Annotated in this window: 20 protein-coding genes and 1 other RNA gene; 9 read left to right on the top strand and 12 right to left on the bottom strand. The window is 61.7% G+C overall.

Translation table 11 applies throughout. From position 1 onward, the window contains the following. The first annotated feature begins 16 nt into the window (after positions 1-16). The 3 genes from recJ (at position 17) to V7714_RS12980 (ending at position 3,047) form a co-directional block, all read left to right on the top strand. Complete coding sequence (recJ, locus tag V7714_RS12990; RefSeq protein WP_335710113.1) at positions 17-1,711, top strand: single-stranded-DNA-specific exonuclease RecJ; 1,695 nt, start codon at positions 17-19, stop codon at positions 1,709-1,711. 2 nt (positions 1,712-1,713) lie between these two features. Beyond that, the gene (gene rlmB, locus V7714_RS12985; RefSeq protein ID WP_284195900.1) at positions 1,714-2,472 is read left to right on the top strand and encodes a 23S rRNA (guanosine(2251)-2'-O)-methyltransferase RlmB; all 759 of its coding nucleotides are present in this window, start codon (positions 1,714-1,716) and stop codon (positions 2,470-2,472) included. 194 nt (positions 2,473-2,666) lie between these two features. Beyond that, the gene (locus V7714_RS12980) at positions 2,667-3,047 is read left to right on the top strand and encodes a Rieske (2Fe-2S) protein (protein WP_335710112.1); all 381 of its coding nucleotides are present in this window, start codon (positions 2,667-2,669) and stop codon (positions 3,045-3,047) included. A 123-nt stretch (positions 3,048-3,170) separates the two neighbouring features. Here V7714_RS12980 and V7714_RS12975 read toward each other — a convergent pair whose 3' ends face one another. From V7714_RS12975 to mnmC, 10 genes are all read right to left on the bottom strand, one after another. After that, positions 3,171-3,725, bottom strand: coding sequence for a hypothetical protein (locus V7714_RS12975; RefSeq protein ID WP_335710111.1), 555 nt, complete (start codon positions 3,723-3,725; stop codon positions 3,171-3,173). A gap of 74 nt (positions 3,726-3,799) precedes the next feature. Beyond that, a complete protein-coding gene (locus tag V7714_RS12970) occupies positions 3,800-4,858 on the bottom strand; it encodes a PDDEXK nuclease domain-containing protein (RefSeq protein ID WP_335710110.1) in 1,059 nt (352 codons plus the stop codon). Positions 4,859-5,545: 687 nt separating this feature from the next. After that, positions 5,546-5,906: a transfer-messenger RNA gene (ssrA, locus tag V7714_RS12965) on the bottom strand. A 55-nt stretch (positions 5,907-5,961) separates the two neighbouring features. Then, a complete protein-coding gene (locus tag V7714_RS12960; RefSeq protein WP_335710109.1) occupies positions 5,962-7,389 on the bottom strand; it encodes a glycosyltransferase in 1,428 nt (475 codons plus the stop codon). Next, positions 7,386-8,102 (bottom strand): hypothetical protein, encoded by a 717-nt coding sequence (locus V7714_RS12955; RefSeq protein ID WP_335710108.1) that lies wholly within the window; start codon positions 8,100-8,102, stop codon positions 7,386-7,388. The genes V7714_RS12960 and V7714_RS12955 overlap by 4 nt, the downstream gene beginning before the upstream one ends. Continuing rightward, entirely contained in the window at positions 8,099-9,529 is a 1,431-nt protein-coding gene (locus tag V7714_RS12950) for a hypothetical protein (protein ID WP_335710107.1), read from the bottom strand. The genes V7714_RS12955 and V7714_RS12950 overlap by 4 nt, the downstream gene beginning before the upstream one ends. Before the next feature lie 52 nt (positions 9,530-9,581). Beyond that, positions 9,582-10,238 carry an HAD family hydrolase gene (locus V7714_RS12945; protein ID WP_335710106.1) on the bottom strand — a complete coding sequence of 219 codons (657 nt, stop codon included), beginning with the start codon at positions 10,236-10,238 and terminating at the stop codon, positions 9,582-9,584. Next, positions 10,235-10,981 (bottom strand): bifunctional 2-polyprenyl-6-hydroxyphenol methylase/3-demethylubiquinol 3-O-methyltransferase UbiG, encoded by a 747-nt coding sequence (ubiG, locus tag V7714_RS12940; RefSeq protein ID WP_335710105.1) that lies wholly within the window; start codon positions 10,979-10,981, stop codon positions 10,235-10,237. Before ubiG ends, V7714_RS12945 begins: the two co-directional genes overlap by 4 nt. Before the next feature lie 33 nt (positions 10,982-11,014). Then, positions 11,015-12,322, bottom strand: coding sequence for a TRZ/ATZ family hydrolase (locus tag V7714_RS12935; protein ID WP_335710104.1), 1,308 nt, complete (start codon positions 12,320-12,322; stop codon positions 11,015-11,017). Between the two features lie 55 nt (positions 12,323-12,377). Continuing rightward, positions 12,378-14,255, bottom strand: a complete 1,878-nt coding sequence (gene mnmC / locus V7714_RS12930) for a bifunctional tRNA (5-methylaminomethyl-2-thiouridine)(34)-methyltransferase MnmD/FAD-dependent 5-carboxymethylaminomethyl-2-thiouridine(34) oxidoreductase MnmC (protein WP_335710103.1) — start codon at positions 14,253-14,255, stop codon at positions 12,378-12,380. Positions 14,256-14,540: 285 nt separating this feature from the next. Between mnmC and V7714_RS12925 the strand changes: the two genes are divergently transcribed. The 6 genes from V7714_RS12925 (at position 14,541) to pyk (ending at position 22,569) form a co-directional block, all read left to right on the top strand. Then, positions 14,541-16,457 (top strand): B12-binding domain-containing radical SAM protein, encoded by a 1,917-nt coding sequence (locus V7714_RS12925; protein WP_335710102.1) that lies wholly within the window; start codon positions 14,541-14,543, stop codon positions 16,455-16,457. A gap of 82 nt (positions 16,458-16,539) precedes the next feature. Continuing rightward, a complete protein-coding gene (locus tag V7714_RS12920) occupies positions 16,540-17,418 on the top strand; it encodes an NAD kinase (protein WP_284195911.1) in 879 nt (292 codons plus the stop codon). A gap of 68 nt (positions 17,419-17,486) precedes the next feature. Beyond that, positions 17,487-19,145, top strand: coding sequence for a DNA repair protein RecN (gene recN, locus V7714_RS12915; RefSeq protein WP_335710101.1), 1,659 nt, complete (start codon positions 17,487-17,489; stop codon positions 19,143-19,145). 206 nt (positions 19,146-19,351) lie between these two features. After that, positions 19,352-20,350 carry an ABC transporter substrate-binding protein gene (locus V7714_RS12910; RefSeq protein ID WP_335710100.1) on the top strand — a complete coding sequence of 333 codons (999 nt, stop codon included), beginning with the start codon at positions 19,352-19,354 and terminating at the stop codon, positions 20,348-20,350. A gap of 69 nt (positions 20,351-20,419) precedes the next feature. Next, a complete protein-coding gene (gene tadA / locus V7714_RS12905; RefSeq protein WP_335710099.1) occupies positions 20,420-20,908 on the top strand; it encodes a tRNA adenosine(34) deaminase TadA in 489 nt (162 codons plus the stop codon). 239 nt (positions 20,909-21,147) lie between these two features. Then, positions 21,148-22,569, top strand: coding sequence for a pyruvate kinase (gene pyk, locus V7714_RS12900; RefSeq protein WP_335710098.1), 1,422 nt, complete (start codon positions 21,148-21,150; stop codon positions 22,567-22,569). Positions 22,570-22,587: 18 nt separating this feature from the next. On the opposite strand, the gene V7714_RS12895 is transcribed toward pyk, so the two are convergent. Both V7714_RS12895 and V7714_RS12890 read right to left on the bottom strand, forming a co-directional pair. Further along, on the bottom strand, positions 22,588-23,631 hold the full coding sequence (locus V7714_RS12895) for a GGDEF domain-containing protein (RefSeq protein WP_335710097.1): 1,044 nt from the start codon (positions 23,629-23,631) through the stop codon (positions 22,588-22,590). A 146-nt stretch (positions 23,632-23,777) separates the two neighbouring features. Beyond that, complete coding sequence (locus V7714_RS12890; RefSeq protein WP_335710096.1) at positions 23,778-25,760, bottom strand: methyl-accepting chemotaxis protein; 1,983 nt, start codon at positions 25,758-25,760, stop codon at positions 23,778-23,780. Positions 25,761-25,833: the final 73 nt, after the last annotated feature.

Genomic DNA, 25,833 nt, shown 5'->3' with positions numbered 1-25,833 from the left:
TGCCACGTTTCCCTACATGCAAATACTGACCCGTACGATTCCACCCGAGGCAGAGCACAGCCTGCTTGCCGCAGGCCTGCACCCGGTGGAGGCCCGCGTTTATGCCGCCCGGGGCATATGCAGCGCCACTGAGCTGGAAACCGAGCTGAAGCATTTGTTGCCACCCAGCGGGCTCAAGGGTCTGGCGCAAGCCGCTGCCAGACTGGCGGATGCCGTCGCTGCACAGGAGCGTATCCTGATCGTGGCCGATTACGATGCCGACGGCGCCACTGCTTGCGCGGTGGGTTTGCGTGGGCTCTCCATGCTGGGTGCCAAGGTGGAGTTTTTGGTGCCCAACCGTTTTGAATACGGTTACGGCCTGACACCGGAGATCGTCGAGCTGGCGGCAAGCCGCCAGCCGCAGCTGATTGTGACGGTGGATAACGGCATCGCCAGTGCCGCCGGTGTGCAGCGTGCCCGGCAACTGGGCATGGATGTCCTGATCACCGACCACCACCTGCCCGGCGAGATACTGCCCGAGGCCGTGATCGTGAACCCCAATCAGCCCGGCTGCGAGTTTGCCAGCAAGCATCTGGCCGGTGTGGGTGTGATGTTCTATGTGCTATTGGGCTTGCGCGCCGAACTGCGCCAGCGGGGCGCCTTTGGCGAGGGCACCGGCCCCAACCTGGCGGAGTTGCTGGACCTGGTCGCGCTGGGTACGGTGGCAGATGTGGTCAAACTGGATGTCAACAACCGCATTCTGGTGGAGCAAGGCCTCAAGCGCATGCGTGCCGGCCGTGCCTGTCCCGGCATCCAGGCCTTGTACCAGGCGGCTGGCCGCGAAGCACGCCGGGCGAGCGCCTTCGACCTGGGGTTCATGCTGGGGCCGCGCCTGAACGCAGCAGGGCGGCTGGACGATATGAGCCTGGGCATTGCCTGCCTGACGGCGGCCAATGCCGACGCGGCGCTGGCCATGGCGCGCGAGCTGGATCAGCTCAATCGTGAGCGGCGCCATATCGAAGCTGAGATGCAGGATATCGCCCAGGCCAAGCTCGATCAGATCGATGTCGGGGATCGCTACAGCCTGACCGTGTTCGACCCGGATTTCCACCAGGGCGTAGTGGGCCTGGTCGCCAGCCGGCTCAAGGACAAGCACCATCGTCCCACCATCGTGTTTGCGCAAGGCCTCGAAGGCGAGATCAAGGGTTCTGGCCGCTCCATCCCCGGCTTGCATCTGCGTGATGCGTTGGACCTGGTTTCCAAGCGCGAGCCTAACCTGATTGCCAAATTTGGCGGCCACGCCATGGCCGCCGGCCTGACCCTGGCCGACCCCGATGGCGTAGGGTTGTTCAGGCAGTGCTTCGAGACGGTGTGCCGCGAGCTGCTGGACACACAGGCCCTGACCCGCACGGTGGAAACCGACGGGGAGTTGGATGCCGCTGCCATGAGTATGGAGCTGGCCGAGCGCCTCGATTGCCGGGTATGGGGCCAGGGTTTTCCCGCGCCAAGGTTTATCGGCCGCTTTCGCGTGCGCAGCCAGCGGGTGGTGGGCGAGAAGCACCTGAAATTACAACTGGAAGGCCAGGGCGGCCAAACCTTTGACGCCATGTACTTCCAGCATGCCGAACCGCTACCCGACCGGGTAGAGGCGGTCTACCAACTTTGCGTGAATGAGTGGCAAGGCAGGCGTAGCCTGCAACTGCTGCTGGATCATGCCCACCAGGAACCATGACTATGGCCAATACCCGCGTACTGCACGGCTTCCATGCCGTCACCGCCCGCCTCAGCCGCCTGCCCGAAAGCGTGCTGGAACTCTATGTGGCCCGCGAGCGGCACGACCCGCGCATGCACGAGCTGCTGAAACTGGCGGAACACACTGGCGTGCGGCTGATACACGCCGATGCAGCACGGCTGGACGGCCTGACAGGTCATCATCGGCACCAGGGGGTGGCGGCCGTCATCGATGCCAACAAGACCTTTGTTGCGCTGGAAGACGTGCTGGAAGACCTGACCGAACCGCCCCTGCTGCTGGTGCTGGACGGTATAACCGATCCCCATAACCTGGGCGCCTGCCTGCGGGTGGCAGACGCCATGGGGGTGCACGCCGTGCTGGCACCCAAGGATAAATCGGTCGGCATCAATGCGACTGTCTCCAAGGTGGCATGCGGTGCCGCCGAAGTGGTGCCCTATATTGTGGTGACCAATCTGGCCCGCAGCCTGAGGGAGTTGAAAGACGCCGGGGTCTGGATAGCCGGTACGGATATGGATGCCGATACCGACCTGTTCCATTTTGATCAATCCGGCCCGCTGGCCTGGGTTATGGGCGCGGAAGGGCAGGGCATGCGCAGGCTGACGCGCGAACACTGCGACGTGCTGGTCAACATCCCCATGTTCGGCACGGTAGAAAGCTTGAATGTCTCGGTTGCGACCGGCATGTGTGTGGCAGAAAGCCGCCGCCAGCGTGTGATGGCCGCAGAAGCCGCCAAGCGCTGAGCGTCTCCATCGGCATTGTCGTGCTGGCTGGCCGTGGAGGTTAGCCAGCGACGGCACCGGTTTTGGTTGGGGCTACACTAAGGTGGCGTGTTGCAGGCGGGTGAGGCGCTTGCCATCCTGCTGGGCACGAATCCGGTGTATGGGTGGACCTAGGGAGTGTGCAGAATGATCTACGGCAGATGGAGCCCCTACTCATGAGCCCGACCGAGCCGCAGCACTGGACCCAAGTGCCCCATGCCCCCTCGCCGGGCGCGCCAGTGTGCGCGCTGGCGGACTTGGTGGATGGGGTGGCGACCATGCGGACGCTGGGTGTAGCGGCCATGCCGTTCCACCTGCTGTTATTGCGTAGCGGCGAGGTTGTCTACGGCTACGTCAATCGTTGCGCCCACTTTGGTGTGCCGCTGGCCAAGCAGCAGGAGCAACTGATCTTCAAGCCGCACGAGAGCGTGAGCTGCAATGTGCATTACGCCCGGTATCGCTGGCAGGACGGCGTGTGCGTGGCGGGTGAATGCACGGGCGCGGCCTTGCTGGCGGTGCCGCTGTGTGTGCAGGATGGGGTGGTGTTGGTGGGGTGAGGCTGGCAAGAGTGTTTGCCCGGCATTTGGTTGAGTTTAAGTCTTGAAAAACCGTGTGAATTCTTGGGTGTTAGTTTAAAAGTAAGAGCATGATTCTACCGCTGACCTCAAAACCCAGGCAGGCTATGTCTCGTAAGATTCGTCGTGTGACGACAGGATGTCTGCTCGCTTGATGCCGCAGAGGACGCGATCAAATTCAGCGAACAGTGCGCGAGCAGAAACGTTTATTGAATCTTCAGGATCGTTCACCAAGATATCCTTCCTTGAAACGTCCCAGCCGGATGGGCTGCGATTCGATGTTACAGGTGCCTGACTCCCTGCTTTCTCCATCTTGGCTGCTGGCATTCTAACCTTGGCCAGTTGCTTCTTCAGTTTGCCGAGATCAGCCGCAACAGATTGGCTAAAACACTGTTTGGCCTGGTGCATTGTGCGAACCACCTCGTATGCACCAAGTATCCACAGCCACATAAGCGTTTCTGCGTGTGCAATTTTTGCACCGTCTATGGCCCCCGCGTTGTAGCCCGCGTCCAAGTCCTCAACTATCTCAGCCGCAAGTTTGCTTAGCGCAGCGACACGACCAGACAGATAGAACGAGAACGCACTGATTGGGTCGCGGTCCAAGGATTCTGCTTCCGTTGGGTTGATGAGGCAGTTATCGAATCGTTCAAGATATTTCATTGGGAGGGCCCTGGCTCCGGATTGTGACTCTAAATATTGCTCGGCAGATGCGTAACGATACCGTTGATCGTCCCTCATCGTTCACGCTTTGACTCATTGGGTAGTAGCATGCCGTCATCACGCTCGCGCGCATGTTCAATCGCCCGGTGTAGGCGCTCTCGGAGAATCTCGGCCGGCGGTAATTCGACCAAATATTCAGCGACGCGAATCGACTTGTCGTCCAGCTGCAGCAACTCGACCTGCTCTGCGTCGGCGCTGGCACATAGAATCAGGCCGATCGGAGCTTCTTCGCACGGTGCACGCTCATACTTGTCCAGCCAGCGCAGATAAAGCTCCATCTGACCGGTGTGTGCTGGTTGGAAGGATTCCAGCTTCAGTTCGACGGCCACCAGGCGCCGAAGGTGGCGATGGTAGAACAGCAGGTCCAGGTAGAAATCATCCTTGCCTACCGACATGCGCTTCTGGCGGGCTAAGAAGCAGAAGCCACTGCCCATTTCGAGCAGAAAGGTCTCCATCTCGCGTAGGATGGCTGTCTCCAGGTCCTTTTCGCTCCATGCGCCAGAGAGGCCGAGGAAATCTAGTAGGTACGGATCACGGAATACCAGGTCGGGCGACAACTGGCCGTTGCGCAACGAGGCCAGTTCCTGCCGCACAACGTCTTGGCTGTGCTTCGACAACGCTGTACGTTCAAACAGCATGCCACCGATCTTCTGACGCAGTGTGCGAACGCTCCACCGCTCGATCCGACACATTTCGGCGTAAAACTCACGAGCTAGCGGGTCTTTCAGCGGCAGGAGCGCCAGGAAGTGGGTCCAGGTCAATTCTTGTATCAGTGGCACAAGAATCTGCTCGTCGGGAAACAGTTCGGCAAATCGGATCATTCTGGTCAAGGCCGAGTAGCTGAAGCCCTTGCCAAACTCGCGCTCCAATGATTGCGCCAGTGATGCAAGAATCTGCTGACCGTACGCAGCCCGGCCTTCGTTAAGGTTATCGGTCAGCAGGCGCTTGCCGATACGCCAGTAAGTAATGGTCAGTGCCGAATTCGCCGTGCGCGCGACTTGGCGCCGAGCGTCTTCTATCAGCTCACGCAATTCGCTAAGCAGGGCTCCCGCATGGGGTGCTGGATGACTCATCCTGTCTCACTTGGTGGTCAAAGTCAGAATCCGCAGTATACGCCTTCCAGAAAATGGGCATTTATTGGTACATCCGACGAACGGTAAGCGACCTACGTCCCAGCCTGCTAACTTAGCTCAACTCAGTTGCGAGTAGTTATGCATAGCCATGGGGTGCGGCGCATCGCTTCAAGTGCTGACCGATGGCGAGGCGCCGACGCATTGTAAAGTGTGCCCATCATCGATCTGCGGCTCGTCACATCTCTCTCCGAGTTGGCATTGGGGCAGAGCACGTGGAGTAACGCAGTCTGTCGCTTAACCTGTTCACGCAGCGAATTGGTGTCATCGGCTCGCAATTGCTTTATCGCCGACTGTATGTACAGCCATAGAACGGTATTCACGCCGTCCGCCCTATGGAGTTGGCCAAGGCGCTGCGGTGGCGGTAGGCCCAGCGCGTTACGTCAGATGGTCTCGATGCGAGATTCGGGTGATGAGAGCGGGGTGGCCGTGTGCGATATGTAGCGCATGAGGGAGTTGTCCTCATGGGTGTTGCGAGCGGGGACGAGCGTTCTGCAAAAGCAAAAGCCCCGCTTGCGGCGGGGCTAGGTGCTGTCATTAAAGCTGTCATTACATAGGCAAAACAGGGCAGAAACAGTCGTTCTAATGACAATCCGCAAAATCTAAGTTGTTGATTTCGCTTGGTTGTGTTGGTGGAGACGGCGGGAATTGAACCCGCGTCCGAAAGCCCTCTACGGCAAGTTCTACATGCTTAGTCTGGCCAACTGGATTTAACGGGTGACACGCCGACCGACAGGCTTGCCAACCGCGAGCTACCTAGATTTGACAGTACGACAAGTAGCCCGCCGTACTGCGATCTCATGTATATAACGCTGCTGCCGGTTGCCCGGCCTGACCCATGAGCAGATCAGTGCAGCGTCCGGCTGGGATTAAGCAGCCAGAGCGTAGGATTCGTCGTTTGCGACTAAATCGATTCAGCGTTTAACGGGGTGCTGAGATCCCGGCATGCCCTCATCCGCTTCGCAACCCCCGTCGAAGCCATGTCGTCCCCGGTTGTGCTTTGCGTCTTAAGCGAGGCCATTATACCCCCAACGGGGGCAGGGAAACTAGTTTATTGCGCTTAGCCAGCGGCGGCGCAGGGTGATTTCCAGCCTATCCACGGCACGCGGTGTGCGTAGCAGGATGTCGTCGGGCTGGCCGGTGCGTTGCAGCTGTTGGCCCAGGGGGCTGAGGGTGATACGGCATTCGGCCAAGTCCAGCGCCACATCGCCCCAGCCCAGGGTGGCATGGGCGTCGTGCCAGATGCCCCAGTTCTGCTCGTTGAAACTGCGGCGGGTGCGGGGATGGCGCCAGGCATAAGCGGAGAGTTCGTGTGGCAGGTTGAGGCGGAATTCGCCGTCGGCCACAAGCAGCCGGGCGCAGGCGGCCATGAAGTTGGGCAGGTCGTCGCACAGCATGGCGTAGTCGGCGGTGTCTATCTGCTGGAACAGGCCGGGCGCCAGGGTGACAGGGCCGTAGCGGGTGGTCTGAAAGGTTTGCCCAAGAGGCAGGGGTTGGCAGGGGTCGTGGCGGATATCGGCTGCGGGGCTGTCGGCGATGGTTAGCCAGCCTGGATGGGCTGCCAGGTTCAGGCCTAGCTTGATGCGGTTGGGGCAGGCGCTGGCGGCGGCGGGTTGCCAGTCTGCGGCCAAGCGCTGTAGTGCTGGTAACAGTTGGGGGAGCGGAGGGTAGTTCGCCAGCCAGGCCTGGCCTTGCTGGGCCTGTTGCAGGCGGGCGGCGGGGTCGGCGACCAGCTTGATGCAGTTTGCTACCAATTGCTCGTACGGCACGATGCAGATGGCTTGGTCTATGCCGGGGTAGTCGGCCTGGTCGCTACTGGTTTCGCTGACGACGGCAGCACCTATGGCGAGCAGATGGGCTACCCGGACGATTTCGAACAGTTTGGCGTCGTAGCTGTGCAGGTTGAGTACCAGCTTGGCGCGGGCGATGAGGGCGTCGCGCTCGGGGCCGTAGATATTGCAGTATTGCTGCGCTACCAGGCCTTGCTGCTGCAGGGCCTGGATGATGGCGTCCCGGCGTGGCATGGGGGAGCCATAGAACAGGACATCGATGTCCTGCTCAACAGGCGGCATGGGCGCGCGCTGTGGCTGGCCGCCCAGCGGCATATGCAGGTAGCGCTTTGCCTGCCCCAACTGAGGGGCCAGCGCTTGCAGATTGCGGCTGCTGTAGTCCCATACCTCGAAGTGCTTGATAAGGTGGGGCAGGGTCTGTTGATACCAGGGGGAATTGGCGTCTATCTGCTCCAGCTGAAAGAAGACGGTGCCGGGCGGGACGGCGGGCAGGTCATGGGGCTTGAGCAGGTGGGGGCCGAACACCAGGTTGATGGCATCGTGCCTTAGCTGGTTGTAGGCGATGTCGGCCTGGTAGCCGGCATCGGTGATGGCTTGCCGCAGTATCAGGGCCAGCTCGGTGAAAGCGGCGGGATGACGGTAGCCTGCCGGTGAGATCAGGACGATGTTGAACGTGGCTGTCATGGTGTAGGCGCGCGCTTGACCAGCACGGCCAAGGCATCGGCTGTCTGGGTGATGGGGTAGTTGCTGGTAAGGCTGTCAAAAAAGCCCAGTTCGGCGGTGTATTCCAGCAGGTAGTCGAATTCCTGCTGGCTGATGGCGGCCTGGAGTGTGCCTTGCCGATGCCGTAGATACTGCAGTAGCGCCCGGGTCTTGGTGATGCCGGGGCGTTCCAGTTCGGCGGGCTGGTAATGCAGGTCTTCGATGATGTAGAGCCCGCCTGGTTTGAGCAGGGGGAAGAGGGTGGCCAGGCTGATCTGCTGATGGTGCGAGGCGTGGCTGCCATCGTCGATGATGACATCGAAACCATCGCTGCCATGGCGTGCCAGTATCTCGCCCAGCTTGGTGAGATCGTTACGCTGGCCTTGATCGCCCCGGATGATCTCGGTACCGGGCAGTTGCACAGCCGAGAAATCGGCGATGTCCAGGCCATAGAGGGTGGCTTGTGGGAAATAATCGCGCCACATGCGCAGGCTGGGGCAATCGCTGAACTGGCTGACCCCGCTGCGGGTTTGTACCAGCCCGTGCAGCAGGCCGATTTCCAGCAGGTGTATCGGGGTGTGGCGCAAGGGGGCGAACAGGGCGTCGTAGACACGGGTGTAGCCGTGTGCATCGAGAAAGGCCGTGCCCTTATCTGAATGGTAGTGATTGGCGAGCTGGGTGAGTGGGCCGTTCATGCTTGCAGGCTGGCGATATAGCGGGCGTCGTGCTGGCGCTGGTTTTGATACAGGCCAGCGAGACCCCGGTCGGCATTGATGGCGCGCAGTAGCGTGGGTATCAGATCGCTAGCCTGGTTTGCCACGGGGTCGGTGAGTTCAGGGTAGTGCGGCAGGGCTGCCAGGCCGGCGGCAAAGCCCTGGGCAGCCGTCTGGGCATAGACCTCGGGGTATTCCAACGTATCGACCAGTTGCGCTTGCCACTGGCCATCGGGGGTTTGCACCACATCCTGCACGCGGGCATGCTGCGCGAAATTGAGCTGCTCAAGGGCATTGGAGTAGGGCGGGCCGATTTCGCTGGCACGACTGAGTGCGTGCAGGGCTAGTCTGTCGCTGGTTGGGGGGGCATGTTGCAGGTATTGGTAGTTGTCTACCTGCTGCAGCAGGAATAATTGGGCTGTTAGTTGCTGTTCTGCCAGGAATTGTTGCCAGGAGGTGCCGGTGCCGGCCAGGTCCACCAGCAGGGCATGGGGGTGCAGCATGGTTTGGGCATACTGGATATAGCTGGCGCTGGGTTTGAGCAGGCAGGCGCGCGAGCTGAGGAAGTAATGGCAGCGCCGCTGCGGAAACAGGGCTTGGTGCAGCTTCTGCCACAGCCAGGCATCGCGGCTGATAAATAGTAGATCGGTGATGGCATGCTGGCGGCAATACGCCTCCAGCGCGAGGCTGGCACTGTAGAGCAGGGGTAGATTGAACTGGGTGGCCAGCAGCCACAGGTGCGCCAGGGCAGGCCTACCGGGATGATCTGAATAGGGGTTGGCCAACCTGGCTTCGCGCAGCCACCTTGCCAGGCTGGCGTGGCCTTGGTCGCTTAGCCATTGCTCGGTCTGGGTCAGCTTGGCACCGGTGTAATGCTGGCTGGGAATGCCGGCAGACTGGGGGCTGGCGACATCGCTGTGGGGGTGGTCACCGAGGTGGCTGGCGATGGTGCACTCGGCCAGCAGGGCTGGCCAGATATGGCCACGGTGCTTGCCATCGTTGCTGATGACCATGCCGACCTTGCGGCGCAATCCTGCCTGCGTCAGCAAGGCTTCAATGATGGGCACGCTGAGGTACATATCTGACACCAGCAGGTCGCCGTCCTGCACCTGTTGCAGATTGGCCTGGATGGGGATGAGTTCTTCCTGCTCGAGCTGGATTTCCAGCTGCTGGCAATGCTGGCGGGTGCGGTCGTCCAGCCCCAGTTGCTGCGCTGTCGCATACCAGATGTCGTCCAGGCCATAGGGCTGGCCTGCCTGGTAGAGTTGGAAATCTGCCTGGCGCCTAGCATCGGCCAGGCCGACGAGGCCGGTGCGGCGCTCCAGCTCATGCTGTACCCACTGCGGCATCACATGACGGCGTGTGATCAGGGTATCGAAGATGTCGAAGCTGCGCCGCGTGGGTTTCATGCCAACCGGAAGAATAGAGTCTCAGCCCCCATCATAGCCGAGCCTGCCGGTGTCAACGCGCCGGCAGCAGCGTGAGTAGTTCCATCGGGGTGGCGATGCGCAGATCCGCACCCCATTCGTCTGGTTTTTCTTCTGCGGCGATATAGCCGTAATCCGCCAGCACGGTGGTCATGCCTACCGCCCGGCCAGCGGCGATATCGCGCTCGGCATCGCCCACGTACCAGCAGTGTGCGCTGGACACCCCCATGGCTTCGCAGGCGTAGCGCATGGGGCGGGGGTCGGGCTTGGCCACACCTACTGTGTCGCCCGATACCACCACACAGGGCGGCACGCTAAAACCCAGGCTGGGTACCAGGCGGTCGGTGAAGCGCATGGGCTTGTTGGTGACGATGCCCCATTGCAGGCCCAAGCCGTCCAGCGCTTCCAGCAGCGGGTTGATGCCATCGAACAGTACGGTCTGGTCGCAGAAACCGGCTTCGTAGTGGTCCAGAAAGCGCAAACGCAAGGCATCGAAACCGGGTTCGTCGCGTTTCATGCCAAAACCCAGCTCAACCAGGCCACGGGCGCCGTGGCTGGCGATGGGGCGTATCCGTTCATGTGCTACCGGTGGCCGGCCTTCCTCGGCCAGCAAGCGGTTCAGCGCGCCGCCCAAGTCCAGTGCGGTATCGGCCAGCGTGCCGTCCAGGTCGAACAGAATGGCAGAGATCATGCTGCGGCTTTCCGGCAGGCCAGCAGGTAGTTGACGCTGGCATCGTCGTTCAAGTGGTAGCTCTTGGCTATCAGGTCGTAGCCCATGCCCTTTAGCTCGACCAGGTCTAGGCTGTTGTTGCGGGCCATGCGGGCCAGTTCGGAAGGCTTGAGGAATTTGGCGTAATCATGCGTGCCCCGTGGCAGCAGGCCCAGCACATACTCGGCGCCCACGACAGCCTGCAGATAGGCCTTGGGGTTGCGCGATATGGTAGAGAAGAATACCCAGCCACCCGGTTTGACCAGGCGGGAGACGGCGGCCACCACGCTGCTGGGTTCGGGCACGTGTTCCAGCATCTCCATGCAGGTCACCACATCGAAGGCGGCGGGCATGCTCTCCGCCAGTTGCTCTACCGGCAGACAACGGTAATCGACCTTGATGCCGGATTCCAGGCCATGCAGCCGGGCTACCTTGAGTGACTTCTCGGCCAGGTCCAGCCCGGTGACCGTTGCGCCCCTACGGGCCATGGCTTCTGCCAGGATGCCGCCACCGCAACCCACGTCCAGCACGGTTTTGCCATCCAACCCGGCGTGGCCATCGATAAAGCCCAACCTGAGGGGGTTGATCTCGTGCAGGGGCTTGAATTCGCTCTCCATATCCCACCATTTGTGGGCCAGGTCGGCAAACTTGGCCAGTTCGGCATCGTCGGCGTTGCGTACGGCGTCGTTGGCCTGCTGGCCTAGGTTGTGTGTGGATTCCGTCATATGTGGTGTCCTGGCGTGATGGGCGGGCGGCGTTCAGGCGCTGATGCGCGCTTGCCAGAAATGGGCACGGGCAAGCAACTGGCCGGGGTTGAGCGTGCTCAGTTCGCCTTCGTGTAGCAAGGCGCGGCCGGCAACCCAGACGTGGGATACCTGCTCGCGGCCTGCTGCGTAGACGATTTGCGAAATGGGATCGTACAGCGGCTGTGAGCCGATATCGGCCAGGTTGATGGCAATGATGTCGGCCTGCTTGCCGACGACCAGGCTGCCTATCTGGTCGGCCATGCCCAGCGCACGGGCGCCGGCCAGCGTGGCCATTTCGAGTGCGGCGGCGGCATGCAATGCCGTGGGGTTGGCCGATTGTGCCTTGGCGATCAGGGCGGCTAGGCGTAGGTCGCCCAGCATGTCCAGCTTGTTGTTGCTGGCGGCACCGTCCGTGCCCAGGCCTACGTTGACACCGGCTGCCTGCAAGGCATGGATGCGGGCAAAGCCGGACGCCAGTTTGAGGTTGCTGGCCGGGTTGTGTGCCACATGCACGCCATGGTGGGCCAGCAGTTCGATTTCTGCATCGTTGGCGTGAACCACGTGGGCGGCCACCAGGCCGGGGCCGAGCACGCCCAGGGCGCGTAGCCGTTCCAATGGGCGGACGCCATACTGGGTGAGGCTACCGGCAATCTCGTCTTCGGTTTCATGGATATGGCAATGGATGCCCATCTCCAGTTGCTCGGCCAGGGTGACCACCTTGCTGAAGGTCTCGTCCGATACCGTATAGGGGGCGTGGGGCGCCAGACTGAAGCCGACCAGTGGTTCGCCACGGAAGGCTTCGCGCGCGGCGATGGCCTTGCTGATGTAGTCGTCTGCGTTTTGTCCGTAGCCGGTAGGAAACTCCAGGATGGAGCAGCCGACCACGGTGCGCATGCCGGCGGTAATGGCGGCACGGGCCACAGCTTCGTGGTGGAAATACATGTCGTTGACGGTGGTGGTGCCGCCACGCAGCATTTCTGCCATGGCGTGGAGGGTGCCGTCATAGACGAAGGCATCGGATACATGCTTGCCCTCGGCCGGCCAGATATGGTTGTTGAGCCAGTCCATCAGGGCCAGGTCGTCGGCCAGGCCGCGCAGTAGGCTCATGGCCGAGTGTGCGTGCAGATTGACCAGGCCGGGCAGCAGGGCGTGATCGGCAAGCTCGATATGGCGGGCTTGCGGGTAGCGTTCGCGGGCTTGCTCGCTGGGCAGCAGGGCGGCGATGCGCTCGGCCTCGATGACCAGGGCATGCTGCTGCAGTACCAGGCCTTGCGGCTCGACGGGGATAAGCCAGCGTGGGTGTAATACGGTGAGTGTCATAGGCTTGGATAGTCTGATCTAGCCCGCCATTTTAACCTGCCTGCGCAAGCAGGGCTTATTTGTTGCGGCGCGCCAGGAAGCGGGCTGGGTCCAGGGCCTGCACCAGCTCCCGTTCCAGTGGTAAGGGCTCGCCACAGATCTGTGATGCCAGCAGCTCGGCACAGAGCTGCGACCAGACGAGGCCACGGGCACCCAGGCCGGTAAAGGCGTACAACCCGGCGCGGCGCGGGGCCAGATGCAGGCTGCCGGCATGCTTGGGCTGGAAGCGCTCTACCGCGACCAGCGGGCCAACCAGGGGCAGGCGATCGGGGGTGCCGGGCCGATGGCAGCGCCGGCCGCCGAGCTGGCTGGCATCCAGGCCATGGGCAGCAGCGGGTAGCATGGCCGCGAGCAGGGCCAGGTTGTCGCTGGCTGCACTGGCGCCTGCCGGGCTGGAACCTATGCAGGCCAGGCCGCCATGGGCGGGCGTGAGATAGCCGCCACGACACACCACTGTACGGAGTGCCGGCACTTGCGCTTGCGGCAGGTGGCTGACCAGGCGTTCATCCTGGCCGACCTCCAGCTCTGGGGCAAGGCGGGTGGCGTCTGCCGCATTGGCCAGGACGACCACCGGCGCGCTCGCCAGCAACTGCCCGGCGGCATCCCATGCCTGCCATCCGTCGGGCCCAGGCTGCAACTGGGCCACGGTCTTGCCAAAGTGGGCATCCAGGCGACCGCCCGCTTCAGCCAGCAGGGCCTGTACCAGGCTGGGCGGGTTGACCCAGCCGGCTTGTGGGAACCACAAGCCACCTGCGGCCAGCTCATGCCCGGCCAGCGCACTGGCTGCTTGTTGGGTAACGGCCTGGGCATATTCTGGTGGCAAGCCCAGCCTGTCGGGTAGTTGCTCGAAGCGTTCGGCCTCGGCGGTGTCGCGTGCCAGTTGCAGTGCACCGCAGGTGGCCCAGATGACATTGGGCAGTTTGCGCAAGCCCCTTAAACCATAGAGAAAGGCCGCCCGGACCAGGCGTGCCTGGAGGTTGTCATCGCCTGAAAGCACAGGGCGATAGGCACCCGCATGGTTGCCTGATGCTTGCTGTGCCGCAGCCTGGGCCTGATCCAGCAGGGTAATGCGCCAGCCACGCGCTGCCAGTCGCGCGGCGATAGCGCTGCCCGCTACGCCTGCACCGATCACGATTGCGTGCTGTGTTGCCGGGGCTGCTTGCCGGTGGCGCTTTCCGCGAAATTGGCCTGTCAGCATCTGCCGTTTGCTGCCAAAGCCCGGTTGGCGGGCCACATTGAAGCCGGCGGCCTCCAAACCACGCCGGACTGCGCCCGCTACCGTGTAGGTAGCCAGCGTGGCGCCACTGGCCGCCAGGCGGGTGAATTGCTGGTAGAGCGCCGCCTGCCATAGCTCCGGGTTTTTGCTGGGCGCAAAACCATCCAGGAAAAAGGCGTCGATCTGGGCTGAGAGTCTGGGTAGCCATTCCAGTGCATCGCCCAGCAGCAGGGTCAACACCACGCCGTCGGGCAGTTCCAGCCGGTGCAGGCCGGGCACCAGGGTGGGCCATTGCGCTATCAGCGCCTGCCCTAGTGCGTGCAGATCGGCATCATCGGCAAACAGATGCTGGTACAGACTGGCGAGATCGGCCGCGCTGAAGGGGTGTAACTCGCAGGAGATGAAGTGCAGCCGGGTACCGCGTGCCGGATCGGCACGCCAGGCCTGCCAGGTGGCCAGAAAGCTCAAGCCCAGGCCGAAGCCGGTTTCGCATATGGCAAAGTGCTGGGTACCCTGCCAGCGCTGCGGCAGCTGATTACCGGCCAGGAACACATTGCGCGCTTGCGCCAGGCCGCCATCCTGGGTGTGGTAGATATCGTCGAACGCAGCGGAATAGGGGATGCCTTGCTCGGTGAGATGCAGGGTGGCAGGCGTAAGGTGCAGCGGGGCGGGGGGCATGCGAAGAAGAAGGCGAGATAGCGCGGGGTGCCGAAAGAGCGTATTCAATCATGGCTGCGGCGCTTTTGCAGCGATTTGGGGCCTGCGCGGGGTGAGGGCTTGGTGCGATAGCCTTGCACCATCGCCACCTGGGCGCGCTGATCAGGCAAAATGACGGGTGGGCAGCCCGGTCTGGGGCGGCAGTTCTGTTAGGTAGTTGGTGATGAAGATGCAGCAAGTATGGTGGATAGACAGCAGCAGGACGGCCTGTATATGGGCCTTGGGGGCAGCGGCATGAGCGCCGATATGCAATCCCCGCGTGTGCTGTCGCTTATCCCGCCGATGACGCAGCTGAATACGCCGTACCCCTCTACAGCCTACCTGACGGGCTTCCTGCGTTCGCAGGGGGTGGATGCAGTACAGCAGGATCTGGCCTTGGCCCTGGTGCTGCGCCTGTTTTCTGCCGAGGGTCTGGCGCGGGTGCGTGAGCATATTGCAACGCTGCCGCCGTCGGCGCGTACACCCCTGGTCGAGGGTTTTGATACCCACTTCGATTTGTATCAGGGGACGGTAGGCCCGGTGATCGCCTTCCTGCAGGGCCGAGACTCCACCGTCGCCCATCGCATCTGCAGCCGGCGCTTTTTGCCGGAAGGGCCGCGATTCGACGCGCTGGATGTCTATGTAGACCCGGATGATCCAGAGGGCGGCGACCCGCTGGCCTGGGCTTTTGGGGCCTTGGGCATGCAGGATCGTGCCCGCCACCTGGCTACGCTCTATCTGAATGACCTGGCCGATGTGCTGCGCGACGCGGTGGATGAGCGCTTCGAGTTTGTCCGCTATGCCGAGTCGCTGGCGCAGGCGCAGCCTACTTTCGAGCCTCTGGCCCAGGCCCTGGCCGCACCGCTTAACCTGGTCGACGACCTGCTGGCCGAATTGACGCTGGCTGCCATCGAGCGTGAGGTGCCGCAGGTGGTGTTGCTGTCGGTACCGTTTCCTGGCGCCGTGTATGCGGCCTTCCGTATTGCCCAGACCATCAAGGCCCGCCACCCGCAGATCGTGACTCTGCTGGGCGGCGGCTTCGTCAACACCGAGCTGCGCGAGCTGACCGAGGCGCGGGTGTTTGATTACTTTGATTATGTGATGCTGGACGCAGGCGAGCGGCCTTTGCTGGCCTTGCTGGACCACCTCAAGGGCAAACGCTCGCAGCAACGCTTGGTGCGTACCTATGTGCGCGATGCTGAGTCGGGCAAGGTGCGCTATATCAACTTCATGGAAGCGGATGTGCCGTTCGAGCAGATAGGCACGCCGACCTGGGACGGCCTACCGCTGGACCACTATCTCTCCCTGCTCGACATGCTCAACCCCATGCACCGGCTATGGTCGGACGGGCGTTGGAACAAGTTGACGGTAGCCCATGGCTGCTACTGGAAGAAATGCAGTTTCTGCGATGTGAGCCTGGATTACATCTCTCGCTATGAGACGGCCTCCGCCACCACCCTGGTAGACAGGATAGAGGCCATCATTGCCGAGACAGGCCAGACGGGCTTTCATTTCGTCGATGAGGCCGCCCCCCCAAAGATGCTGCGCGCCCTGGCGGAGGAGTTGCTGCGACGCAATGTTGCCATCTCCTGGTGGGGTAATATTCGGTTCGAGAAGTCGTTTACGCCGGATCTGTGCCAGCTGCTGGCCGATAGTGGCTGTATCGCTATTTCCGGAGGCCTGGAAGTTGCGTCGGATCGTTTGCTCAAGCTGATGAAAAAAGGTGTGTCGGTAGACCAGGTAGCGCGGGTTACCCATGGTTTTACCGAGGCCGGCATCCTGGTACATGCCTATCTGATGTATGGCTTTCCTACGCAGACGGTGCACGATACGGTCGATGCGCTTGAGTATGTGCGGCAGCTGTTTGCGGCAGGTTGCATCCAGTCTGGCTTCTTCCATCGCTTTGTCTGCACCGTGCATTCGCCGGTAGGCAAGAACCCGGAAGAATACGGGGTGACGCTGCTGCCTTTGCCCGAGATCAGCTTTGCCAAGAACGATGTGGGCTTCCACGACCCTACCGGCGTAGACCATAACAGCCTGGGCGAGGCTTTGAACAAGGCCCTGTACAACTACATGCACGGTATAGGGCTGGAAGACGATGTACGGCGCTGGTTTGTCGGCAGGGTGCCACGCACCAGCGTGCCACGCGATTTCATTGCCCTGGCGCTGGCTGCAGGCCGCTAAATAGGTGTGCTGGCCTGTCGTCAGCAAGATGCAAGCAAGCGGCGCTAACCCAAGGCGCTGGCCTTATGGTTAAATCCTTCCCATGAGTACGCTCTTCAAGAAGATCGCCCTGGTGGCGAGGCGCAACAGCCCCAATATCGGCGAGCCCTTGCGCCGCCTCGCTGCCCTGCTGCGCCAGCACGACTGTGCCAGCATCGTGCTGGATGCCGATACGGCGGCCGAGCACCCCATTCCCGATACCCTGGTGGTGCCGCCCGAGCAGATAGGCAAGGTGGCTGATCTGGTCATCGTGCTGGGTGGCGACGGCACCATGCTGTCGATTGCGCGGCTGGTGGCGCCTTATCGCATTCCCCTGGTCGGCATCAACCAGGGGCGCTTGGGCTTTATGACGGATGTGGGTGTGGATGACATCGAAACCATCATCCCCCGCATACTGGACGGCGACTTTGTGCCGGAAGAGCGCATGCTGCTCTCCGCCAAGGTGATACGCGACGAGCGCGAGGTGCATGCCGCCCTGGCCTTCAACGATGTGGTGTTCAGCCGGGGTTCGCTGGGCGCCATGATCGAGTTCGAGATTTTTATCGACGACCAGTTTGTTTACAGCCAGCGCTCGGATGGCCTGATCGTCAGTACGCCGACAGGCTCCACGGCTTATGCCTTGGCGTCGGGTGGGCCCATATTGCATCCCACGGTGCCGGCCATTGCCCTGGTGCCTATCTGCCCGCAAACCATGACAGCACGGCCTATCGCGGTCAACGATGCGTCTACCGTGGAGTTCATGCTGACGCGTGGGTCCGAGGTGAAGGTGCACTTTGACGGGCATTCACATTTTGACCTGCGCGAAATGGACAGGGTGACCATCAAGCGCTACCGCAACTCGCTACGCATCCTGCACCCTGTGGGGTACAACTACTACGACATGCTGCGCCACAAGCTGCACTGGGGCGAGCGCCTGTTCTGATTCGCCATTTTGCCTGCCCGCATTGCGGTTAGCTGCGGTGCCGGGCTCTATCTTTGTGTGCCTAAACCATGCTGCTGACACTCCACCTACGCGATTTCGTGATCGTTGATGAACTCGAGCTGACCTTTAGCCATGGCTTTACGGTGCTGACGGGTGAGACGGGGGCCGGTAAATCCATCCTGATCGATGCCTTGTCGCTGTTGCTGGGTGCGCGGGCAGATACCGGCGTGGTCAGGCATGGCACGGACAAGGCGGACCTGTCGGCCCAGTTCGATATCCAGGGACATGACGAACTGGCCCAGATACTCAAGGACTACGAGCTGGAAGGCGATGAGAACAGCCTATTGTTGCGCCGTACCATAGACGCGACCGGCCGTTCGCGTGCCTTTATCAATGGTCAGCCAGCGACCTTGGCCCAGCTCAAGGAGGTGGGGGAGTTCCTGGTGGATATCCACGGCCAGCACGCCCACCAGTCGCTGATGCGGGCAGAATCGCAACGTGGGTTGCTGGATGCCTTTGCCGGCCAGACTGAGTTGGCACGTAGCGTGCGGCAGGCGTTCGTGGCCTGGAAGAAGGCTGAGGAAAAACTCAATGAGGCCAGCAAGCATGCTGGTGAATACGCTGCCGAGCGCGAGCGTTTGCAGTGGCAGATCGAGGAGATTGCCACCCTGAACATGACGGCTGGTGAGTGGCAGGAGCTGCAGAGCGAGCATAGCCGGTTGAGCCATGCGGCCAGCCTGATCGAAGGCGGCCAGAGCGCGCTGGAGACGCTGGCGGATGGGGAGGTCAATGCGCAGTCATTGCTGGCGGGTGTGCAGTCGCGCCTGGCCGATCTGGCCAGCCTGGACCCCGGCCTGAATGAGGCGGTGGAGTTGCTGGCGACGGCCGATGCCAACTTGTCTGAGGCAGTACATGCCTTGCGGCACTACGCCGACAAGGTGGAGTTGGACCCCAGCAGGCTGGTCGAGGTGGAAAGGCGCATGGACGATATCTACCGCTTGGCGCGCAAGTACCGTATCGAGCCTGAGCAACTGGCGGGCAAGCTGGCCGGCTGGCGTGCCCGTCTGGCCGAGCTGGGCGGCGATGAGGGGATGGAAGCATTGACGGCAGCGGTGCAGAAGGCCGAGGCGGCCTACCGCAAGCCTGCCGCGCAGCTGAGCAAGGCGCGCGGCGCCACAGCCGAGAAGCTGGGCAAGGCTGTCAGTGCCGAGATGCAGACCATGGCCATGGCCGGTAGCCGCTTCGAGATTGCCTTGATACCCGGTGAAATTGCTGCGGCCTATGGCCTGGAACAAGTGGAGTTCCAGGTGGCGCCGCACGCCAGTGCGCCCGCACGCTCGCTGGCCAAAGTGGCATCGGGCGGCGAGCTGTCACGTATCAGCCTGGCCTTGCAGGTGGTCACCAGCCAGGTGGCCGAGGTGCCGACCTTGATATTTGACGAAGTGGACGTGGGCATAGGCGGGCGCGTGGCGGAGATAGTGGGCAAGCTGCTCAAGACGCTGGGCAAGCGTCACCAGGTGCTGTGCATTACCCATCTGCCGCAGGTTGCCGCCAGCGGTGACCAGCAGTTACAGGTCAGCAAGGTGCAGACCGCCGAGACGGTGCTCAGCCGCATTGCCAGGCTGGACGATGCCGGGCGGATAGAAGAGATCGCCCGCATGCTGGGAGGGGTGGACATTACTGATACCACCCGCAAGCATGCCGCAGAGTTGCTGGGTATAGCCTGATTGCATATTTAGTTCGGGTATTTGCCCTGTATTTGGCATGAAAGTGTTGCCAACTAAGCGCTTGGTGTAGGGATAAAAGTCACATCGCTGTAATCCCGCATCTACAACATCACCAATTTGGTTAAGCTTAATGCCGTCAGCATCGGCTGTTGACTGCAATTAGAACAAAGCTCCGACCACGGGGTGTGCCAGAGGGATGCAAACGTATGTGGGCTACTATCAAGCGCGGGGCGTTCGCCGCCGTTCTTTCCTCGCTGGCGCTGCTGACGCACGCTGCACCGATCAAGGTAGGCTATCTACCCAACCTGGGCTTTGCCCCGCTCAATGTGGCAGAGGAGAAAGGCTACTGGAAGGAGTTGGGGGTGCAGGTACAGCTGGTGCCCTTCACCGAGAGCCGTACGCTGCTGAAGGCGCTTGGGGATGGCGAGGTGGATATTGCCGGCGACCTGACCGCGAATTTCGTGGGTGCCCAGATGGAAGGCGCACCGATCAAGCTGACGGCAGAAACCCATACCTCCAACGGCAGCGTGAAGATACTGCTGAAGGCCGGCGCCGATGTCACCAAACTCAATGGCCAGATACTGGGCGTAGGCGACAAGCAGGTTGGACAGCTGTTCCTGCTGGCGCGTTATCTCAGTGCCAATGGTCGGCAACTGAGCGACTACAGATTGATGGAGGCCAGTCCCGAGAAGTTGGCTGCCGCCTTTGCCAAGGGCCAGATATCGCTCAGCGTGTTGCCCGACCCGCAAGCCATGTTTATCTACCGCACCGTGGGCGCATCGATACCGGCCGATAGCGCAACCTATGCCGGCATCGTGACCGAGGGATTTGCCGCCAACAAGCAAGCTATTGCCAGCATACCGGACGAGCAATGGGTGCGGTTCTATCGGGGATGGCTCAAGGGGGTGAGCTGGGTACGCAGTGGCGGCACCCGCTTTGCCGATTTCAAGTCATCTTTGAATGCTGGCCTGTTCAAGGGCTTTGTCGCCGAGGGCGATACCAGCATGATGGCGGGCCTGGCCAGCATCAAGTTTCCCAATGCGGCAGAAGCTGCCAAGCGCCATGGCGACCTGGGTGGGTTGGAATACCATGTGCGTGCCGTGCTTCGCTTCATGCGCGAGGCGAGGTTGATACAAACCGAGCCGGAAGCCCGTAGCCTGATACAGTCCACCGCATTTGAACGGGCCCTGGCAGCCAACAAATAGCTGGCGGGCAGTGCGGGAATCGGGTTAACTTCGCCGCCTCTTTTGCTGCCCACATGAACCTAGCAAGCCATGAGCGATGCCCAACACTTTATGCGACTGGCCCTACAGGAGGCCGAGTTGGCCCGGGCGGCCGGTGAGGTGCCTGTAGGGGCGGTGCTGGTGAAGGACGGCGTGGTCATAGCCAGGGGCAGCAATGCGCCCATAGGCCTGCACGATCCCTCTGCCCATGCCGAAATGCGCGCCTTGCGTGCCGCTGCCGCCCTGTTGGGTAATTACCGCCTGCCGGGCTGTGAACTCTATGTGACGCTGGAGCCCTGTGCCATGTGCGCCGGCGCCATGATGCACGCCCGTCTTGCGCGGGTAGTCTATGCCGCGCCCGACCCCAAGACCGGGGCGGCTGGCAGCGTGCTGGACCTGTTTGGCTACGCACAGTTAAATCACCACACCATGGTGGAGGGCGGTGTCATGGCGGAGGAAGCCGGGCAATTGCTCAAGGATTTCTTTGCCGAGCGGCGGGCTGCAGCCAAGGCACGCAGGCAAGGGCTTGGCGAAGCATAACACCGGGCTGACCTGTTGCTTGCCTTGCCCATGCTGCATGGGCTTGCCGGCGGTAGCCGCTGTGGGCGAAAAGCGATAAAGATGTCGTGATAGCTAGGGCGTAGTCAGATAGTCGGGATTACATCGCAATCGGCTTGTAGAATTACTACATAAGAGACCGGTATCAGCCGGTTGCCGGAATGCCGCCGAAAACCCTGGCGGTGTACGGAACACCCACCCAAGCCGAGGAGTGCTACCGCATGCAGCGCAGTACCAAGATAGTTGCCACGCTAGGCCCCGCCACCAGCGACCCTGAGGTGCTTACCCGCTTGATCGCAGCGGGTGTCAATGTCGTTCGTTTGAATTTTTCACACGGCAAGCCTGAGGACCATATCGGTCGTGCCGAGATGGTGCGGGCGGCAGCTGAGAAGCTGAATTTGCCGGTCGCCATCATGGTGGACTTGCAAGGCCCCAAGATACGGGTAGGCAAGTTCGAGAAGAACAAGATCACGCTGGAACCGGGCCAGTTGTTTATCCTGGATTCGGCATGCGAGCTGGGCAATAACGAGCGGGTCGGGCTGGATTACAAGGAGCTGCCACGCGATGTCAGCCCTGGCAATGTGCTGCTACTTGATGATGGCCGCCTGGTGCTGGATGTGGAGAGCGTGCAGGGCAGCGCCATTCATACCCGTGTGCGGGTAGGGGGCGTGCTGAGCAACAACAAGGGCATCAACCGGCAAGGCGGCGGGCTTTCTGCGCCGGCCCTGACCGCCAAGGATATGGAGGACATCAAGGTTGCCGCCAAGCTGGAGGCTGACTATGTGGCCGTGTCCTTTCCCAAGAGCAGCGCCGACATGTATATGGCCCGTACCCTGATACAGGCTGCAGGCAGCCGTGCTCAGGTGGTGGCCAAGATTGAGCGCACCGAGGCCATTGCCAATCTCGACGAGCTGGTCGAAAGCTCGGATGCCATCATGGTGGCCCGGGGTGACCTGGCGGTGGAGGTCGGCGATGCAGCCGTACCTGCCCTGCAAAAACGCATGATTCGTCTGGCACGGGAAAAGAACAAGCTGACCATTACCGCGACACAGATGATGGAATCGATGATCTCCAGCCCGGTGCCCACCCGTGCCGAGGTGAGCGATGTGGCCAATGCGGTGCTGGATGGTACCGATGCCGTGATGCTGTCGGCCGAAACGGCGGCGGGCAAATACCCCATCGAGACGGTGGAAGCGATGGCGCGGGTTTGCCTGGAGGCAGAGAAGTCCTCGGACTATCAGTTGGACCGCGACTTCCTGAATCGTGAATTCATCCGGGTCGATCAGTCCATCGCCATGGCGGCCCTGTTTACCGCTACCCATCTCAAGGTCAAGGCCATCGTGGCATTGACGCAGACAGGGGCGACCGCACTCTGGACCAGCCGGGTGAACTGCGGTGTGCCTATCTATGCCATGACTCCGGAAATCGCCACCTATCGGCGCCTGAGTCTGTTCCGCGATGTCTATCCCATGATGCTGGCGCACGATTGCGACCAGAAATCGTTGCTGGTGTCGGCTGAACTCAAGCTGCTGGAGCAAGGCCTGGTTCAGCCTGGTGACCTGATCGTGGTCACAGTGGGCGATACGGTGGGATTGATGGGTAGTACCAATACCATGAAGATCGTCAGGGTGGCGCAACGCTGATCTGAGCGGCAGCGGCGCTTAGCCCAGATCAGGCGGTGTGCTGAGGGCTACCGCCACGCGGTTGCGCCCATCGATTCTTGCCTGGTCCAGTGCCGCACCAGCGGCAGCCAACAGGCTGTGCGCGCCGTATATGCCGTGCTCGGCAGCACAGGCCACGCCAAAGCTGGCGGTCATGGCCAGGGCGGGTTCCAGTGGATTGGGTTTGGACTCGATCCGCCCGCGCAGCATCTCGGCCAGGGTGGCAGCGCCATCGGCCGAGGTGTTGGGCAGGACGATGCAGAAGCGGTCGCCAGACAGGCGGCCTGCGGTATCGGTATTGCGCAATGATTGACGCAGCAGCCTGCCCACCCGACCCAGCGCGGCATCGCCGCAGTCTCGGCCCATTTGCTCGTTCATTTCGCCCAGCTTGTCCAGATCGAACAGGATCAGGGAGAAGGGGTGGCCAAACCGATGGGCACGGTTGCATTCCTCTTCAATGCGCGCCAGCAACCACGGCCGGTTGGGCAGGCCGGTGAGATGGTCCATCCGGGTCGCGCGCTCTTGCTCCAGCAGTGCCCCCTCCAGTTCCTTGCGTACCCGCCGCCACTCGACCAGGGCCGAGGCTTGCCGGCCCAGCTGCAGCAACCATTCACGCTGCTCTGCATCCAGCAGGCGAGGGCGATTGTCCAGCAGGCTCAATACCCCTATGGCATGCCCATTTGGCGCGCAGATGGGCGTGGCCGCATACATGCAAAAACCGAATCCGCTTTGGGTCAGCGGGTGGCTTGCCGTGCGCGGGTCGGTATGCAGGTCGGGGATATTGATAAAGGCATCGCCAGTTAGTGCCAGGTCGGCAAAAGTGCCGCTGCGCGGCAACTGGCGAAAGGGCAGGTAGTCCACCGAGGCGCTGATCCAGACCAGGCCGCGATCGACAAAGGCGACGAAGGCCTGGGGAACATCACACAGCCTGGCGGCGGCCTGCACGATGAAATCGAAATCCTCGTGCTTCTGATTGTCCAGCAAGCCGCTTTGGTAGAGCGCCTTGAGCCTTTGTTCTTCGTCGTAATGTGCCGCGCCTGACATGAAAACTCCCCTTTGCCTGTTTCAGCATAGGGGAGTTTTATGACAAAGCAATCAGCCTTTGGGCAGATATTTCACGCGGTAACCGCCGTATATCGCCATTTCATGGCTTTGGGCAGCAAAGTGTCAGTTTTCCAAGTGCAAGTTATTCACAGCTTGAACTTGGCGAACATGGTGCGGATGCCACTGGCCAGTTGATCCAGCTCGCCCAGGGTGCCGGTCATGGCCTGCAAGGCTTCGTCACTTTGCTGGATCTGGGCCGTCACGCGCTCGGCATTTTGTGCCATCAGGGTGGCGGCTTGCCGCTGCTCGCTGGTGGAATGGGCGATTTCACGCATATTGCTGACGACTTCCGACATGCGCTGCTGTATCTGGGCGATGTTGCTGGCAGTCTCACGTATCAGCCCGGCGCCGGCCTCTACCGAGCTAAGCGTGCGTTGCATATTGCCCGTGGCGCCCTGCGTGGCATCGCGCATGCTGCCTATCATGGTGGAGATTTCCTGGGTGGCCTGGCCGGTGCGCTCGGCCAGCTTGCGGACTTCGTCGGCAACCACGGCAAAGCCACGGCCCTGCTCGCCGGCGCGTGCCGCTTCAATGGCGGCGTTGAGCGCCAGCAGGTTGGTCTGGTCGGCAATCTCCTTGATCACCTGCACAATGCCACCGATATCGTCGGCACGGCGATTGACCTCGGTAAACAGCGAGGACAGTTCGCGCACGGCGCTGGCCGAGTTGTCGATTTCGCCGGACACCTGGGCAATGCTGTTGGAACCCTCGGCCGACAGCTTGCCAGTGGCATCGACAAGCGTGTTGGCATCACCCGCGTAGTCCGCGATGTGCGAAATACTGACGGTCAACTCCTCTATGGTGGCGGCATTAGCCGCCCCGTGGTCGGCCAACTGGCGCGAATCCTCCGCCATACGGCGGGTAAGGGTGGCGATATTGTTGACGCCGTCGGTGAGGTGGCTGGCTTCGCCCTGCAGTTCTACAAACATCTGCCGCAGTTGTTCCTGAAACTGGTTGAAGGCCTGGGCCGTCTGGGCAATCTCATCATTACCGCTGACCGGGATGCGACGGGTGAGATCGCCGCCACCGGTAGCGATGGCACGCATGGCATCACGTACCCGCATCAGGCCTGCCAACATCTTGCTGATGGTGGCCGTCAGCAGGGCCATGGATATTGCCAGCAGCACGACTACCAGCATGACTGAGAAGATCAGCAGCTTGCCCAGCGGCGCCAGGGCATCGGATTTGTCTATGGCCACTGCCAGATACCAACCGGTGCTGGGGATGGGGCGCACCTGGACAAATTTTTCCTGCCCATCAATGGTGATCTGCTCCATCTGGCCGCCTTCGGCCAAGGTCTTGAGCTTGCTGGCATCCAGCCCTGGTGCCATTTCTATGGCCGGCTTCATGCGCTTGGCTTCTTCGGAGTGGATCAGCACCACACCCTTGGCATCGAGTGCAAAGGCGTAGCCCTGATGGGCCAGCTTGACCCCCAGTACACCGCTGACCAGGCCATCCATGAACACATCACCGGCTGCCACACCGGCTGTTGCGCCGCTGACTGGGCTGGCCATGGAAATCACCAGCTTCTTGGTGGCAGCATCCAGATAGGGCTCGGTGATGATGGTCTTACCTGCCGACTTGGCCTGCTGGTACCACGGCCGGCCAGTCGGGTCGTAACCCTCGGGCAGGTTTTGTGGTTTGGAGAAAACGATCTGCTTATCGTCGTAGCCCACATAGGTGGTATCGAACTGCCCGGACTTCTCACTCAACTGCAGGAAGGGCAGCACGGGCGGGGCTGCTGGTGTCGGCGGCGCGGCGGGTGCGGCGGCTTCTGCCGTGCCTGCTGCGGGTGTGCTCGCATCTGCAGCGGGTTCTGGGGCTGCTGGTGGGGCAGCCGTGGCAAGCTGACCCGCCGTACCCGCCAGGGCGGTGATGATGGAGGACTTGGCGTTCAGCCATTCGTCCGCCGATCGTGCAGCTGCCTGGGCGGCCTCGCTGGACTGGGACTGCAATGCCGCCATCAGCTCATCGCGCATGCGTATGTAAGAGGCAATGGTAAGGATCAAGGCGACTATGCTGACCAGAATGGCCATGGCGATAATGAGTTTGCTGCGTAGTGATTGCATGCGTCTGCTCGCTTGGAGGGAGTAGGGTCAGTAGCAACGGGACAACATCGTGACAACCAGCTGTGCCGGTTTA

The organism is Chitinimonas sp. JJ19 (assembly GCF_036961565.1).
In the GTDB taxonomy this organism is placed as follows: Bacteria; Pseudomonadota; Gammaproteobacteria; order Burkholderiales; family Chitinimonadaceae; genus Chitinimonas.
This window is presented reverse-complemented; position numbering and strand designations above follow the sequence as displayed.